Origin of the sequence: Neoroseomonas lacus, from assembly GCF_014644535.1 — a bacterium.
GTDB classification, from domain to species: Bacteria; Pseudomonadota; Alphaproteobacteria; order Acetobacterales; family Acetobacteraceae; genus Neoroseomonas; species Neoroseomonas lacus.
The window spans coordinates 43,043-57,492 of the sequence record NZ_BMKW01000003.1 but is presented as its reverse complement, the minus strand read 5'-3'; the positions used below and the strand labels follow the sequence as shown (position 1 = coordinate 57,492).

13 protein-coding genes are annotated in these 14,450 nt (G+C 68.1%); 4 read left to right on the top strand and 9 right to left on the bottom strand.

The window, feature by feature from the left end; translation table 11 throughout:
* Window positions 1-96: 96 nt before the first annotated feature.
* The 3 genes from IEY36_RS06735 to IEY36_RS06725 all read left to right on the top strand — a co-directional run bounded on the left by IEY36_RS06735 (window position 97) and on the right by IEY36_RS06725 (window position 2,712).
* Complete coding sequence (locus IEY36_RS06735) at window positions 97-513, top strand: Zn-ribbon domain-containing OB-fold protein (protein WP_188966188.1); 417 nt, start codon at window positions 97-99, stop codon at window positions 511-513.
* A gap of 4 nt (window positions 514-517) precedes the next feature.
* On the top strand, window positions 518-1,669 hold the full coding sequence (locus IEY36_RS06730; RefSeq protein WP_229681187.1) for a thiolase C-terminal domain-containing protein: 1,152 nt from the start codon (window positions 518-520) through the stop codon (window positions 1,667-1,669).
* Between the two features lie 71 nt (window positions 1,670-1,740).
* Window positions 1,741-2,712 (top strand): tripartite tricarboxylate transporter substrate binding protein, encoded by a 972-nt coding sequence (locus tag IEY36_RS06725; protein WP_188966187.1) that lies wholly within the window; start codon window positions 1,741-1,743, stop codon window positions 2,710-2,712.
* Between the two features lie 39 nt (window positions 2,713-2,751).
* Here the strand turns inward: IEY36_RS06725 and IEY36_RS06720 are convergent, their stop codons facing one another.
* Both IEY36_RS06720 and IEY36_RS06715 read right to left on the bottom strand, forming a co-directional pair.
* Window positions 2,752-3,957, bottom strand: a complete 1,206-nt coding sequence (locus IEY36_RS06720; protein ID WP_229681186.1) for an LLM class flavin-dependent oxidoreductase — start codon at window positions 3,955-3,957, stop codon at window positions 2,752-2,754.
* 44 nt (window positions 3,958-4,001) lie between these two features.
* The gene (locus IEY36_RS06715; protein ID WP_188966186.1) at window positions 4,002-4,709 is read right to left on the bottom strand and encodes an NUDIX hydrolase; all 708 of its coding nucleotides are present in this window, start codon (window positions 4,707-4,709) and stop codon (window positions 4,002-4,004) included.
* Between the two features lie 96 nt (window positions 4,710-4,805).
* On the opposite strand from IEY36_RS06715, the gene IEY36_RS06710 reads away from it, so the two are divergent.
* A complete protein-coding gene (locus IEY36_RS06710) occupies window positions 4,806-6,347 on the top strand; it encodes an AMP-binding protein (RefSeq protein ID WP_188966185.1) in 1,542 nt (513 codons plus the stop codon).
* Here the strand turns inward: IEY36_RS06710 and IEY36_RS06705 are convergent.
* Genes IEY36_RS06705 through IEY36_RS06675 form a run of 7 tightly spaced genes read right to left on the bottom strand, consistent with a single transcriptional unit; the run spans window position 6,334 to window position 14,440 of the window.
* The gene (locus IEY36_RS06705; protein ID WP_188966184.1) at window positions 6,334-7,302 is read right to left on the bottom strand and encodes a tripartite tricarboxylate transporter substrate binding protein; all 969 of its coding nucleotides are present in this window, start codon (window positions 7,300-7,302) and stop codon (window positions 6,334-6,336) included. The genes IEY36_RS06710 and IEY36_RS06705 overlap by 14 nt on opposite strands.
* 34 nt (window positions 7,303-7,336) lie before the next feature.
* On the bottom strand, window positions 7,337-8,497 hold the full coding sequence (locus tag IEY36_RS06700) for an acyl-CoA dehydrogenase family protein (RefSeq protein ID WP_229681185.1): 1,161 nt from the start codon (window positions 8,495-8,497) through the stop codon (window positions 7,337-7,339).
* 57 nt (window positions 8,498-8,554) lie between these two features.
* The gene (locus IEY36_RS06695; RefSeq protein WP_188966183.1) at window positions 8,555-9,673 is read right to left on the bottom strand and encodes a CaiB/BaiF CoA transferase family protein; all 1,119 of its coding nucleotides are present in this window, start codon (window positions 9,671-9,673) and stop codon (window positions 8,555-8,557) included.
* Between the two features lie 3 nt (window positions 9,674-9,676).
* Window positions 9,677-10,417 (bottom strand): enoyl-CoA hydratase/isomerase family protein, encoded by a 741-nt coding sequence (locus IEY36_RS06690; protein WP_188966182.1) that lies wholly within the window; start codon window positions 10,415-10,417, stop codon window positions 9,677-9,679.
* Window position 10,418: 1 nt separating this feature from the next.
* The gene (locus IEY36_RS06685; protein ID WP_188966181.1) at window positions 10,419-11,390 is read right to left on the bottom strand and encodes a tripartite tricarboxylate transporter substrate binding protein; all 972 of its coding nucleotides are present in this window, start codon (window positions 11,388-11,390) and stop codon (window positions 10,419-10,421) included.
* The gene (locus IEY36_RS06680) at window positions 11,387-13,513 is read right to left on the bottom strand and encodes an acetate--CoA ligase family protein (RefSeq protein WP_188966180.1); all 2,127 of its coding nucleotides are present in this window, start codon (window positions 13,511-13,513) and stop codon (window positions 11,387-11,389) included. The genes IEY36_RS06685 and IEY36_RS06680 overlap by 4 nt, the downstream gene beginning before the upstream one ends.
* Window positions 13,514-13,567: 54 nt before the next feature.
* The gene (locus IEY36_RS06675; RefSeq protein WP_188966179.1) at window positions 13,568-14,440 is read right to left on the bottom strand and encodes an MBL fold metallo-hydrolase; all 873 of its coding nucleotides are present in this window, start codon (window positions 14,438-14,440) and stop codon (window positions 13,568-13,570) included.
* Window positions 14,441-14,450 lie beyond the last annotated feature (10 nt).

Here is a 14,450-nt window from a genome sequence, read left to right as displayed (position 1 = left end):
GTTGCCGCCCGGCGACGCCGTCAAGCGGAGGCCCCCTTCCCCATCGGGGCCACACAGGCGAACATGGCTTCACGCAATTAAGGAGGATGCGCCCCAATGACACTCGAACCAGGCCGCCCACGGCCGGAACCCACGCCTGAGACGAAGTTCTTCTGGGACGGCACGAAGAACGGCAAGCTGCTGCTCCAGCGCTGTGGCGACACCGGTAAGCCGTATTTTCCGCCCCGCCCGTTCAGTCCCTATACCGGCACGCGCAATGTCGAGGTGTTCGAGGCCTCCGGCCGCGCCACGCTGCATTCCTACGTCATCCATCACCGGCCGGTGCCGGGCTTCAAGCCGCCCTATGCGATCGCGGTGGTCGAGCTGGAAGAAGGCCCGCGCATGATGACCAACATCGTCGACTGCCCGCAGACGCCCGAGGCACTGGTGCTCGACATGCCGCTGGAAGTCGCCTTCACCAAGATGGATGACGACATCACCCTTGCCCTGTTCCGCCCGGCGAAGGGAGCCTGATGCCATGACGATCAAGCCAGGTGAAGTCGCCATCGTCGGCGCGGCCGAGACCACGAAGCTCGGCGCCATTCCCGACATGGCGCAGATCATGCTGCACGCCGATGCGGCGTTGAACGCCATGGCCGATGCAGGGCTCAAGCCGTCGGACATCGACGGCGTGGCCTGCGTCGGGCAGATGATGCCGCAGCAGATCGCGCACTACCTCGGCATCACGCCGAAATGGGTGGATGGCACGGGTGTCGGCGGCTGTTCCTTCATGCTGCATGTCCGCCACGCCGCGGCCGCCATCCATGCGGGCTATGCCAAGACCATCCTGATCACCCATGGCGAGAGCGGCAAATCGCGCATTAACCCGATCCCGCGCCCGCCCGAGCCGCAGTCGCTGAACGGCCAGTTCGAGGCGCCGTTCGGCCCGATGGGTCCGCCGACGCTCTTCCCGATCCCCGTGCTGCGCTACATGAAGAAGTATGGCGTGACGCACGAGCAGATGGCGATGGTCGCCGTCGTGCAGCGCGAATGGGCGGCGAAGAATCCGCGTGCCGCCTTCCGCGACCCGATCACGGTCGAGGATGTGCTGAATTCCCGCATGATCGCCTATCCGTTCCGGCTGCTGCAATGCTGCCTGGTGACCGATGGCGGCGGCGCGCTGATCCTGACCTCGGCCGAGCGGGCGAAGGATTTCCCGACCAAGCCCTGCTACATCCTGGGCAGTGGTGAATCCGTCGAGACGACGATGGTCAGCCAGATGGAGGACTTCACCTCCTCGCGCGCCTTCCGCGTGGCGGGGCCTGAGGCCTTCCGCATGGCGGGGCTGAAGCACAGCGACGTCGATCACCTGATGATCTACGACGCATTCGCGCATCTGCCGATGTACGGCTTGGAAGACCTCGGTTTCGTCGGTCGCGGCGAGGCGAAGGACTTCATCTGGGAAGGCAATACGCGCCCGGGTGGCAAGCTGCCACTCAACACCAATGGCGGCGGGCTGTCTTACACGCACACTGGCATGTACGGCATGTTCGCCCTGCAGGAGAGCGTGCGGCAGGTGCGCGGCACCGCGCCGGCGCAGGTGCCTAATGTGAAGATCAGCGTGGCGCATGGCGTGGGCGGGATGTTCTCCGCCTCCGGCACCGTCGTGCTGTCCAACCAGCAGCCCTGACGTGAGCACCCGGCCCCGCGGCAACGACCGCGGGGCCGGTCCACCAACGATCCCCGGGAGGATCTTCGACCATGACCATCACGACGAAACGTCGTGCCCTGCTCGCTGCCGGCGGTGCGTTGCTGGCGGCCCCCGCCGTCGCACAGGCGGGCTTTCCCAATCGACCAATTCGCCTGATCGTGCCCTGGCCGCCAGGTGGTTCGACCGACGGGCAGTTGCGCTCGCTCGCGGACCTCGCGCAGCGCAAGCTGGGCCAGCCGGTGATCATCGAGAACCGTAGCGGCGTGTCCGGCACGCTGGGCGCGCAGATGATGGCGGCCGAGGCGCGTGGTGATGGCTACCTGGTCGGCCAGTTGCCAATCACCGCCTTCCGCCTGCCGCTGATGTCGTCGCGGCCGCAATGGGATCCGCTCAAGGACTTCAGCTATGTCATCCACCTGACGGGTTACCTGTTCGGCGTGGTGGTGAAGGCCGACAGCCCCTGGCAGAACTGGCAGGAATTCGTGGCTTACGCGAAGGCCAATCCGGGTAAGGTCGCCTACGGTACGCCGGGTGTCGGCAGCACACTGCACATCACCATGGAGCGCATCGCCGCCGAGCAGGGCATCGACTGGCTGCATGTGCCCTTCCGCGGCGGGGCGGATAATCTGCAGGCAGTGCTTAGCGGCCAGACCCAGGCGATGGCGGATTCATCGAGCTGGGCAACGCTGGTCGAATCCGGGCAGCTTCGCCTGCTGACGACCTGGGGTGCCGAACGCGCCAAACGCTTTCCCGACGTGCCGACATTGCAGGAAGTGGGCATCAACATCGTCTCGGCCTCGCCCTATGGGCTGGCCGGTCCGAAGGGGATGGACCCGGGCGTGATGCGGGCGCTGCACGACGGCTTCAAGGAAGCGCTGATGAGCCCCACCCATGCCGAGGTGCTGGCGCGCTACGACATGCCTGTCATCTACAAGAACTCCGCCGACTACGCGGCCTTCGTGGCACAGACGATGGAGGAGGAGGGGACGATGATCCGTCGCCTAGGGCTGCAGATCAATTGAGGCCATGGGCCAGCGCGCCGGGCGCCGGCCATCGCGGCGTCAGCCTTTCGGCAGTTCCACCTTCCCGGTGTGGAGTTGCAGGCGCGAGAATTCCGGCGCCTCCTGCCCCGCATCGTGGAAGGCCTTCTTCAGCGCCGTCATGCTCGGCGCGAAGATCGTCTCGCGGTTGGCGCTGGCCCATTCGCGCGACGCCAGCGGCATTTTCAGAGAACCCTGGAAGCGCGGCATGACCCAGCGGGCGAACAGTTCGAAGGAACGCCAGGTCGCCTCGCGGTCGGCCCACTCATGGGCGCGGAACAGGATGCCGCCGGCGCCACCCTCGGTGAAGGAAAGCAGGCGCTCGATGCCGGCCGCCACGGTCTCGGGCGAGCCGACCAGCGTCGAGCCGGCCGCAAGCCCGTCGCGCAGCGGATCCTCGGAGCGCATGGGCGGGCGGCCCAGCGTCTCGGAGAAATAGGTCAGCGTCTCGGCCTCCTCGCCTCGGCGGACATCGCGCAGCGCACGTTCGTCATCCTCGGCGCAATGCAGGTTCACCACCAGGCGCCACTGGCCGCGATCCATCGTCTTGCCGTGCTTGGCGGCCTCGGCTTCGGCCATGCGCCATTGCTCGGCGAGCATCTTCGGGCCGCCATGCAGCCCGGCGCCGAGCGACAGCAGGCCGACGCCATGCTTGCCGGCCGCCAGCGCACCGGAAGGCGTGGTGGAGGAGGCGACCGAGATCGGGAAGCGGGGCTCGCTGTAGGGGGCGAGGTGCAGCCGTGCGTCGCGCAGGGTGAACCAGTCGGTCTCCATGGAGACTGGTTCCTCGCAGGCCAGCAGCTTCATGATCGCGGTCAGCGATTCATCCATCCGCCGCCGCTGATGCGTGGGCTCGATGCCCATCATGTAGGCGTCCGAAACCAGCGCGCCGGGGCCGCAGCCGAGGATCACGCGCCCCTTCGTCATGTGGTCGAGCTGCACGAAGCGCTGCGCCACCAGCAGCGGGTGGTGGTAGGGCAGGCTGGTGACGCCGGTGGCGAGCTTGATGTGCTTCGTGCGTTCGGCCACGGCGCCGATGATGATCTCGGGGCTGGCGATGGTCTCCCAGCCGGCGGAATGGTGTTCGCCGATCCAGGCCTCGTCATAGCCGAGTTCGTCGAGCCATTCGATCAGCTTCATGTCGCGCTCGATGGCCAGCGTCGGATTGTCGCCGACCCGATGGAAGGGGGCGAGGAAGATGCCGAAGCGCATGCGTCGCGAAGCCATGGAGCGTGTCCTTGTCGTTGCCTGTGGCGGGAGGCCCGATGCCGTCACATCGACGGCGGGTCGCCGGCGAGGAATTCCTCGCCATCGTAATCGGCCTCGATGGGGATGCGGAGGTAGCGGCCCTCCGGCGTGTCGCGCTGGATCGGCTGGACCGTCACCACGGGCCTGGCGCGCGCGGCGGCGAAGGCTTCGGCGACGGTGTTGCTGCGGGCCAGCTTCGTCAGGTTCATGCGGGTCGGGAAAACCACCTTCTTCGTGCCGGCGATGGCCTCGGCCAGCGCGTCCGCGGGGCGGATCCAGACGCTGTCCACCGCCTCATGCCCGTCATGGACGGCATCCTGGTCGGCCGGCGCGGCGGCGAGGAAGAAATGCGTGTCGAAGCGCTTGGGCACCGGGACCGGCGTGATCCAATGCGCGAAATGGGCGAGGCAGTCACAATCCGGCACCATCCCGCGGTCGAGCAGCATGGTGGCGAAGTCGCCTTCGGCCGGCGGGGGGGTGCCCGGGGCAGCGAGCAGGATGCCGCATTCCTCCCAGGTCTCGCGGATAGCGGCGACACGGAAGGCCAGGTTCGGGTCGCCGCCGGCCAGCACGGCGTCGGCGGCTTCGACGCGCCCGCCCGGGAAAACCAGGGCACCGGAGGCGAAGTCGATCTGGTGGTGACGCACCACCATGAATACCTCAAGCCCACCAGGCCCGTCGCGCAGCAGCAGGATGGTGGAGGCGGGACGCGCGGGAACGGCATTTGACATGAACCCATTGCAGCGCGCCCGCGCCGCGGGGGCAAGGCGCGTTGACGCGGCGTGGGTGGCACAGCAGGCTTGCGCCAACGGCAAGGGAGAGAACGAATGGTGCAGATCGCGCGCTGGGCCACGGCCTTCCCGGCGAAGGTGGCGGCGCATTTCCCCGATCGCGGCACCAGCATCACCTATGGCGAGCTCGACGCGCGGGCCAACCGCATCGCGCAATGGCTGATCGGGCTTGGGCTGCAGCCCGGCGAAGGCATCGCCATGCTGATGGACAATCGCCCCGAATTCATCGAGTTGGTTTATGCCTGCCGGCGCGCCGGGCTGTATTACACGCCGCTGTCGGTGCATCTGCGGCCGCAGGAAGTCGCCTACATGCTGACCGATGCGGCGGCGAAGGCGATCATCGTCTCGCCGGGCCTCGCGGAGCTGGCGACGGCGCTGCTTCACGAAGGTGTGGTCGGTGCGGTGCCACACTTTGCCGTGGGCGAGGGTCTCGACGGTTACGACAACTTCGAGGCGGCGCTTGCCCGCTACCCCGTGCCGGTGGAACTGCCGCCCTGTCCACTGGGGCGGGAATTCCTGTACTCGTCGGGCACGACGGGGCTGCCCAAAGGCATCAAGCGGCCGATGCTGGCCTGGGAGAACCGCGACGCGCCGGATTGGGACATGACGTGGAAGTCGCTCTACGGCTTCGATACGGACACGGTCTATCTCTCGCCTGCGCCGCTGTATCACGCCGCGCCGCATGGCTATGCCATCCGCCGCACCATCGGCGAGGGCGGCACGGCGGTGGTGATGGCGAAGTTCGACCCTATCCGCGCGCTGGAGTTGATCGAGCGCTATCGCGTTACCCACAGCCAATGGGTGCCGACGATGTTCGTGCGTCTGCTGGCCCTGCCGGAGGCGGTGCGACGCGGCTTCGACCTGTCGTCGCATCGCTGCGCGATCCATGCCGCCGCCCCCTGCCCCATCGCGGTGAAGCAGCGGATGATGGAATGGTGGGGGCCGATCCTGTGGGAGTATTATGCGGGGTCGGAGGGTGTCGGCACCACCGTCGCCTCGCCGCAGGACTGGATGGCACGGACCGGAACGGTGGGCCGCCCGGTCAATGGCGTGACGCTGCATATCTGCGACGATGATGGCAACGAGCTTCCGGTGGGTGAGGTCGGCCGCATCTGCTTCGAGGGCGCGCCGCGCTTCGCCTATCACAACGCGCCGGACAAGACGGCGGCGGCCTATAATGCTCGGGGCTGGGCAAGCCTGGGCGACCTCGGTCGGGTCGATGAGAAGGGCTGGCTGTTCCTGTCGGACCGGCGCGCGGACCTGATCCTGTCGGGCGGCGTAAATCTCTATCCGGCCGAGATCGAATCCGTGTTGGTGCGCCACCCGGCGGTGGCCGAGGTCGCCGTCGTCGGCGTGCCCAACGAGGATTTCGGCGAGCAGGTGCACGCCGTCATCGTCCAGCGCGAGCCGCGCAGGGACGAGGCGGCGCTGCGGAGCGAGCTCGAGGCGCTATGCCGCGAGCAGCTAGCCGGGCCGAAGCGGCCGCGGTCATGGGAATTCGCCGAGGAACTCCCGCGCAGCGAGGCCGGCAAGCTGCTGCGCAGGATCCTGAAGGAGCGCTACCTCAACCCGTCCTGAGGCCGAGGCGTTCGACGCGCTGGCGTTCGGCCTCATAGGTCGCCAGCATGTTCGCCGCGTAATCCTCGGTGTTGAGGTATTCGAGCGGCTGGTCGAGCCGGCGCAGCGTCGCGATATGGGCTGGGTCGTAGAGCGCCGCCTTGAAGCCGTCATGCAGCGCGCGGGTGACCGCCGGGTCGAGGCCGGCCGGGGCGACCAGGCCATAGGGCGACGTCACCACCATATCCGTGTAGCCGAGTTCGATCAGCGTCGGGACGGAGGGCCAGCGCGGGGAGCGTTCGCGCGACCAGACATTGAGGAAGCGCAGCTTGCCGTCATCCACCAGCTGCCCCATGCCGGAACCGCCAGCGCCGCCTTCGATATGCGCGCCGAGCAGTGCCGGGGTCATGTCGCCTTCGCCGCGATAGGGGACGTGGACGATGTCGATCTGCTCGCGCGCGGCCAGGTCCACCAGCGTCAGATGCGGCGTGCCGTTCGCGCCGGTATTGCCGAGGCGGACCTCGCCCGGGCGACGCTTCGCATCCGCCACCAGGTCCTGCCAGGTGCGGTAGGGGCTTTCGGTGCGCACCGCCACGGCGAAAAGATAGCCGGTAAGGTGGATGATCGGGGTGAAGTCCTTGGTGACGTCGTAAGGCATGCGCTGCATGTGCGGCAGGCGCAGCGCTGGCAGGGTCATCTGCGAGACGGTGTAGCCATCCGAGCGTGCGCGCGCGACCGCCGCGGCGCCGAGCGTGCTGCCGGCGCCGGGGCGGTTCTCGACCAGCACGGTCTGGCCGAAATGGCGCGTCGCGGCCTCCGCGAAGGAACGCATCTGCACATCCGTCGCGCCGCCGGCCGGGAACGGAACATAGATGGTGATAGGGCGGTTGGGGAAACGCTCCTGCGCGGTTGCCCCCCGCACGAAGGGCAGCGTCAGGGTTGCACCCAGCGTGGCGCGGCGTGTGGTCAGTGTCATTCCTGTTTGTCCTCCCGGTTGGTGTCGCCGCGCATCATAGCGTGCGCGCGATGATTTCCTTCATGATCTCGGAACTGCCGCCATAGATGCGCCCGACGCGCGCATCGGCCCAGGCGCGGCCGATCTCGTAATCGGCCATGTAGCCATTGCCGCCATGCATCTGCAGGCAGTCGTCGAGCAGGCGGTTCTGCATTTCGGTGGCGAGCAGCTTGGCCTGCGCGGCAAGGTCGATCGACAACCCGCCATTCAGGTGCAGCGCCATGCAATGGTCGACGAAGACGCGCATCATGGTGGTGTTGGCGCGCAGCTCGGCCAGCTTGAAGCGGTTGTGCTGGAAATCGAAGACCGTCTGGTTGAAGACCTTGCGGTCTTTGGCATAGTCGATGGTCTTCTGCAGCATCACCTCCATCGAGGCGGCGGCGCGTATGGCGATGACCAAACGTTCCTGCGGCAGGTTGCGGATCAGGTAGGAGAAGCCGGCATTTTCCTCACCGAGCAGATTGTCGGCGGGCACGCGCACATCGTCGAAGAAGAGTTCCGAGGTGTCGGCGGCATGCATGCCGATCTTCTCGAGGTTGCGGCCCTTGGTGAAGCCGGGTGTGCCTTCCTCGACGCAGATCAGGCTGATGCCCTTGCGGCCCGCGCCAGGGTCGGTCTTGCAGGCGACGATGACCAGGCCTGCATTCTGGCCGTTTGAGATGAAGGTCTTGGACCCGTTGATAATCCAGTCGGACCCGTCGCGCCGTGCATGAGTCTTCATCGCCTTGAGGTCGGAACCCATGCCGGGTTCGGTCATGGCGATGGCGGTGATGATCTCGCCCTTCGCCATGCGCGGCAGCCATTCGCGCTTCTTGTGAGACAGCGCGAATTCCTCGACGTAGGGCACCACGATGTCGGAATGCAGCGGAAAGCCGATGCCCGAAGCGTTGGTCCGCGCGATCTCCTCGATGATGATGGCGGCGTAGCCGAAATCGGCGCCGGCGCCGCCATGTTCCTCGGCCATCATCGGGCAGAGCAGGCCCTCCGCGCCGGCCTTCAGCCAGACCTCACGCGGGACAATCTCGGCGCGTTCCCAGTCGCGGTGGAAGGGGACGATCTCGCGTTCGAAGAAGCGGCGGACCTGGGTGCGGAAGATCTCGTGATCCGAGGTGAAGACGCTGCGCGCCATGCCAGACGGCGGGGCTGCGGTATCCATTGGCGTGTCCTCGCTTGCTTGTCTTGGCGCGAGCTTACAGCGCGGCCGGCGTGGCTGTCAGCCGCCGCGTAAGGCGGCGATCTCGGCCGGGGAGAAGCCCCAATCGGCAAGAGCCGCATCGGCGTCCGTGCTGCGGCGCAGGGGCGGACCTGGCTGCTCCGGCGGCGTGCGGGAAAAGCGCGGGCTCGGCGCGGGCTGCATGCCCTTGCCTCGCGCGAAGAAGGTGCCACGCGCGACATTGTGCGGATGGCGCGGCGCTTCCTCGAGGTCGAGTACCGGCGCGACGCAGGCATCCGTGCCGTCGAAGAGCGCGGCCCAATGGTCGCGCGGCTGGGTCAGGAAGATCGCGGTGAACTCGGCCTTGATGGCGGGCCAGCGCGCCTTGTTCGTGCGGTCGGCGAAGCGTTCGGGGTCGAGGCCGAGGCCCTTGAGCAGCAGGGCGAAGAATTGCGGCTCCAACGCGCCAACCGCGACGTATTTTCCATCCGCGCATTCATAGGTGTCGTAGTAAGGGCAAGCGCCGTCGAGCATGTTGCTCTCGCGCGCATTCGTCCATCGCCCTTGCGCAAACTGGCCAAAGAAGGCGCCCATCAGCGTTGCGGAGCCATCGGTCATCGCTGCATCGACCACCTGGCCCTGGCCGGAGCGCTTGGCCTCGAACAGCGCGGCCATGATGCCGTAGGCGAGCAGCATGCCACCGCCACCGAAATCGCCCACCAGGTTGAGCGGCGGCACCGGGCGTTGCCCGGCGCGGCCCATTGACCAAAGCGCGCCGGTCAGCGCGATGTAGGTGATGTCGTGGCCCGCCGCCTGGGCCAGCGGCCCGTCCTGGCCCCAGCCGGTCATGCGGCCATAGACAAGGCGCGGGTTGCGCGCGTGGCAGTCCGCCGGCCCTAGGCCGAGGCGTTCCATCACCCCCGGCCGGAAGCCTTCGACCAGCACATCGGCGCGCTCGACCAGGCGCAGCGCGGCATCGATCGCCGCTGGCTGCTTCAGGTCGAGCGCGACGCCGCGGCGGCCGCGGCCGAGCACATCGGCCGGGTTGCCCGCCGTGCCGCCCGGCCTGTCGATGCGCAGCACCTCCGCGCCGAGATCGGCGAGCATCATGCAACAGAAAGGTCCCGGCCCGATGCCGGCAATCTCCAGAACCCGAAGACCGGAAAGCGGACCAGGCATGGCTCAGCGTCCTTCGAAGTTGGGCGCGCGCTTTTCGCGGAAGGCGGCCTTGCCTTCCACGAAGTCGGCCGAGTTGCGGATCGCAGCCATACGTTGGCCATGGATCGCCATCTGCTCGGAGGGGCCGCGCGGCAGGATTTCCTCGGTGACCATCCGCTTGATCTCGTGCAGCACCATCGGCGCCATGCCGGCAAGTTCGGTCGCCATCTCCTTCGCGCGCGACAGAGCCTGGCCTTCGGGCACCACCTCATTCACCAGGCCGATGCGTTCGGCACGCTCGGCGCTGATCGTGGTGCAGAGCAGCGCGATCTCCATGGCGATCTTGTGCGGCACGCGGCTGACGAGGCCGGCGATCATGCCGCCGGTCAGGCCAAGCTTCGCCTCGGGGTAGTAGAATTTCGCGGTCGCACCGCAGACCATCAGGTCGCACATCATGGCGAGCACGATACCGCCACCGACGCACCACCCCTCGACGGCGCAGATCACCGGCTTGAGCGGGCGGAAGCCGACGGTCGGGATGGCGCGCCACAGTTCCGGCGGGTCGGCGACATCGGCGCCGAAGGTGAAGGCGCGCGTGCCGGCGGCGGTGATGATGGCGACGCGCAGGTCGTCGCGATGCTCGAATTCCTGCATCACCACCTGGACCTGCTCGGCCATCGGCTTGCTGATGGCGTTGCCCTTGCCCGGGTTGTTCAGCGTCACGATGCGGATCGGACCTTCGTCCGTGACAGTCACCAGTTCCACGTCAATTCACTCCTGCTCCGGTACGTCGGATGATGTCCGCGAAGATCGCTCGATCCTGCGTGATGCGATTGGCGAAGGCTTCGCCCGTCTCGAAGGCGGGACGCAGGCCGCCAAGCGCCATGCCGCGCGCGACTTCGGGCGACTTCAGCGCCTGTTCGAGCGAGGCGGCGATGCGCGCACAGGTGGCTGGCGGCGTTCCGGCCGGCGCGGCGATGCCGAACCACGACATGGCGCCGCGCTCCGCGAGCCCGACCTCCAACAGCGTCGGCACGTCGGGGAATTCGGGGTGGCGCTGGTCGCCGAAGGTCGCCAGCGCGCGGACGCGGCCGGCGCGTACCATAGGCAGCGCGGCCGGATCGCAGATCATCTGAATGTGCCCTGCCACCAGGTCGTTCACCGACAGGCCCGAGCCGCGATAGGGCACGTGTTCGACGCGCATCCCGGCGGATTCGGCGAACATCTCGCACTGCAACTGGGTGATGGTGCCATTGCCGGCGGAGCCGAAGCGCAGCGCGCCGGGATTCGCCTTTCCATAGGCTACCAGTTCCTGGATCGTGCGGGCCGGCACCTCGGGATTGACCACCACGAAGGCGTCCGAGGCGGCGACCCGCGCGATCGGCACGAAATCGCGATCCGTGTCATAGGGCGGCCGCATCATGGTCGGGCTGATCGTGAAGATCGCTGTCGGGAACAGCAGCAAGGTGTGACCGTCCGGCCTGGCGCGGGAGACCATCTCGGCGCCGATCGTGCCGCCGGCGCCACCGCGATTCTCGATCACAATGGTCTGGCCGATGACGCGCGACCATTCCGGCATCAGCGGCCGCGCAACATTGTCGGTGCTGCCGCCGGGCGGATAGGGCACGACCAGCACCACGCTGCGCTGCTCCGGCCAGGCGGCGGCGTCCTGCGCCCGTGCCAGGGCCGGTGCGAACAGCGTGGCGCCCAATGCGCGGCGTGACAGTGATGCCTTCATGGCTTGGTTTCCTCCGTCAGGGTCGCGCGGGCATCTACGGCGATCACCCCCTGCCCGGCCGCGCGCAGGATCAGGGGGTTGATATCGAGTTCGGCGAGACGTGGCCCCAGATCGGCGACGAGCCAGGACAGGCGCGCCAACACACCGGCCGCCGCGGCAATGTCGGCCGCAGGTCGGCCGCGCAGCCCGCGCAGCACCGAGGCGACCCGCAGGCCTTCGATTAGGGCGCGCGCATCGTGCGGGGAGAGTGGCGCCGGGGCCGTGCGCACATCCTGCAGGAATTCGACCAGCACGCCGCCGGCGCCGGCCAGCACCATCGGGCCGAATTGCGCATCGCAGGTCGCGCCAAGGAAGAGTTCCGCCTCGCCGCGCGCCATCTCCTGCACCACGCAGCCTTCGGCCGCGCCCGGTGCAGCGCGTTCGAGCGCCGCCATCACTTCGTCGAAGGCCGTGCGGACCGCAGCCTCGTCGCGCAGGTTCAGCCGCACCAGGCCGAGGTCGGATTTATGCACGACCACTCGGCTGACGCCTTTCAGCACGACCGGGAAGCCGATGCTGCGGGCGGCCTCGATGGCCTGGTCGGCCGTGGACGCGGCGACCTCGCGCGTGGTCGGGATGCCATAGGCGGCGAGCAGGCGCTTCGCCTCGCCTTCGGTCAGCGCACCGATGGGAAGAGCCGGTGCGGGGCCGCAGCCGACCGGTCGGTCGGGCGCCGGCGCGTCGTGGCGGGCGCGACCGTCGGCGGCGGCGTCGAGCGCGCGGATCACTGCGATGGCATCGGACATGCGGTCGTAAAATGGGAAATCCGCCGCGCGCATCACGGCGCGGGAGGCATCGCCAACCGCGCCTGCCGTCATCAGGTAGAGCAGCGGCTTGCCTCCCTCCCGGCCGAGCGGCGGAAACAGTGCGGTGCGGCCGGCCATGTCGGGCTGCGTCGTCATCGGCACCACCACGGCGCCGACATCGGGGTCGGCCATGAAGGCGCGGATGCAGTCCGACAAGCCGTCGCCGCTGGTGCCTTCGTGGAAGGAGCCGGTGTCGACCGGCAAGGCGATGTGGGTGTCGGGCATCCAGCGGCCAAGCGCCGCGCGCGTCGCCGCCGACATGGTCGCGAGGCGCAACCCGGCGGCCGGCAGCATGTCGGCGAAGGTGACGGTGGAACCGCCGGAGGAGGCGATTGGCGCGAGGCCCAGCCCGGCGGCGGGCAGCGGCGCCAGGCGGATCGCCGCGTCGCAGGCGAGCACCATCGCCTGAGGGTCGTCCAGCACCACGGCGCCGGCATCGCGGCAGATCGCCTCGAAGGCGGGAAAGGCGCCGGCGAAGCTCGCGGTGTGCGAGCGCGCGGCCTGCGCGCCGGCCTCGCTGCGCCCGGCCTTGACGATGAAGACCGGCTTGCCCGCCGCCCGCAGCAAGGCGCGGAAGCGCGCGGGGTCGCGCAGGCCTTCGATGTACAGGCCGACCGCGCGCGTGGCGTCGTCCTGCACCAGGTAGTCGAGAAAATCCTCGAGCCCGAGATCGGCCTGGTTGCCCACCGAGATGCAACGGCTGAAGCGCGCGCCGTGGTGGCGGCCGAAGGACAGCAGGGTGCCCATGAGCGCGCCGGATTGGCTGGCCATGCCAATGCCGCCGGGCGCGTACTCATCCTCCTCCAGTGCGAGGGAGGAGGACAGCATGGCGCGATCGACCGGGTTGAAGATGCCGAGGCAGTTCGGCCCGACCAGTCGCATCCCCGCATCCCGCGCGATGGTCAGCACACGCTCCTGCAGGGCGGCGCCCTCGGGCCCGGCCTCGGCGAGCTTACCGGTGATGATGATGCAGGCGCCGACACCCGCGGCCGCGCAATCGGCGACCTGCACTTCGAGCGACGAGGCGGGCACGGCGAGAATCGCGACATCGGCGGCGATCGGCGCCGCGCTGACGCGCGGGAAGGCCGGCAGGCCGCGGATCGTCGCGCGGTTCGGGTTGATCGGCAGTATCTGCCCGGGAAATCCGTGCTTCTGCAGATAGTGGATGACTCGGCCACCGAACTTGCCGACGTCATCCGACGCGCCGACGACCGCCACCGATCGCGGCGCCACGATGCGCGCGATGGGCAAGGGTCGCCCGGGTTTCGCTTCCTCCACGCCCGTCTCCATGTGCGGGTTATGGAGGCAGGCTAGGACAGTCCTGCTGCCGCGTCAGCCCACTGGATCGGCTCGGAAGCCATTTCCCCAACGCGACAGGCGCGCGCGCGACGGCGAGGGGAAATGCGCAAAGCACAACAAGGTGCGCGCCTCGCAGGCGCATTCAAGGACACGCCGGCGCGTCTTCGCCGCGAGGGTGGGGTCCCAATCGGCCCGCATGGAGATTTCCGGATAGCGTGCCTGCAAGGGCGAGTGGATCAGGTCGCCGGTGAACAAGGCTTCGTGATCGCCGCTGCCGACGCGCAGCGCGACATGGTGCGGCGTGTGGCCCGGCGTCGGCTCCAGGCGGATGGTGTCGGTGATCGCGTGGGTTTCGGTCACCATCTCGGCGCGACCGGCCTCGACGATGGGCAGCACGGAATCGGTGAAAATAGGCGATGTCGCCTTGGCATTCTCCGCGTTCCAATAGGCGAATTCATCCGCCGAGAAGACGTAGCGCGCCTTCGGGAAGGTTGGCACCCAGCGGCCATTCTCCAGCCGGGTGTTCCAGCCGACATGGTCGACATGCATGTGGGTGCACATGACGATGTCGATGTCCTCCACCGACAGCCCGAGGGCGGCAAGGCCGCGCATGTAGGCGTCGCCGCGCAGGCGGTTCCAGAACGGGTGGTTCGGTCGTTCCTTGTCGTTGCCGACGCAGGTGTCGACCAGGATAGTGTGGTGCTTCGTGCGCACCACCCAGGACTGGATGCACAGGATCAACTTGCCGGTGACAGGGTCGATCGCCGTCGGCTCCAGCCAGGCGCGGTTCTCCGCCAATAATTCGGGCGTGAGGTTCGGCAGGAAGGTGAGCGGGTCGAAGAGCGGCGCCTCCTCCTCGATGATGCGCTGGATGGTGACGTCGCCGAGTGCGAAGCCTTGCGTCATGGTGTCACCC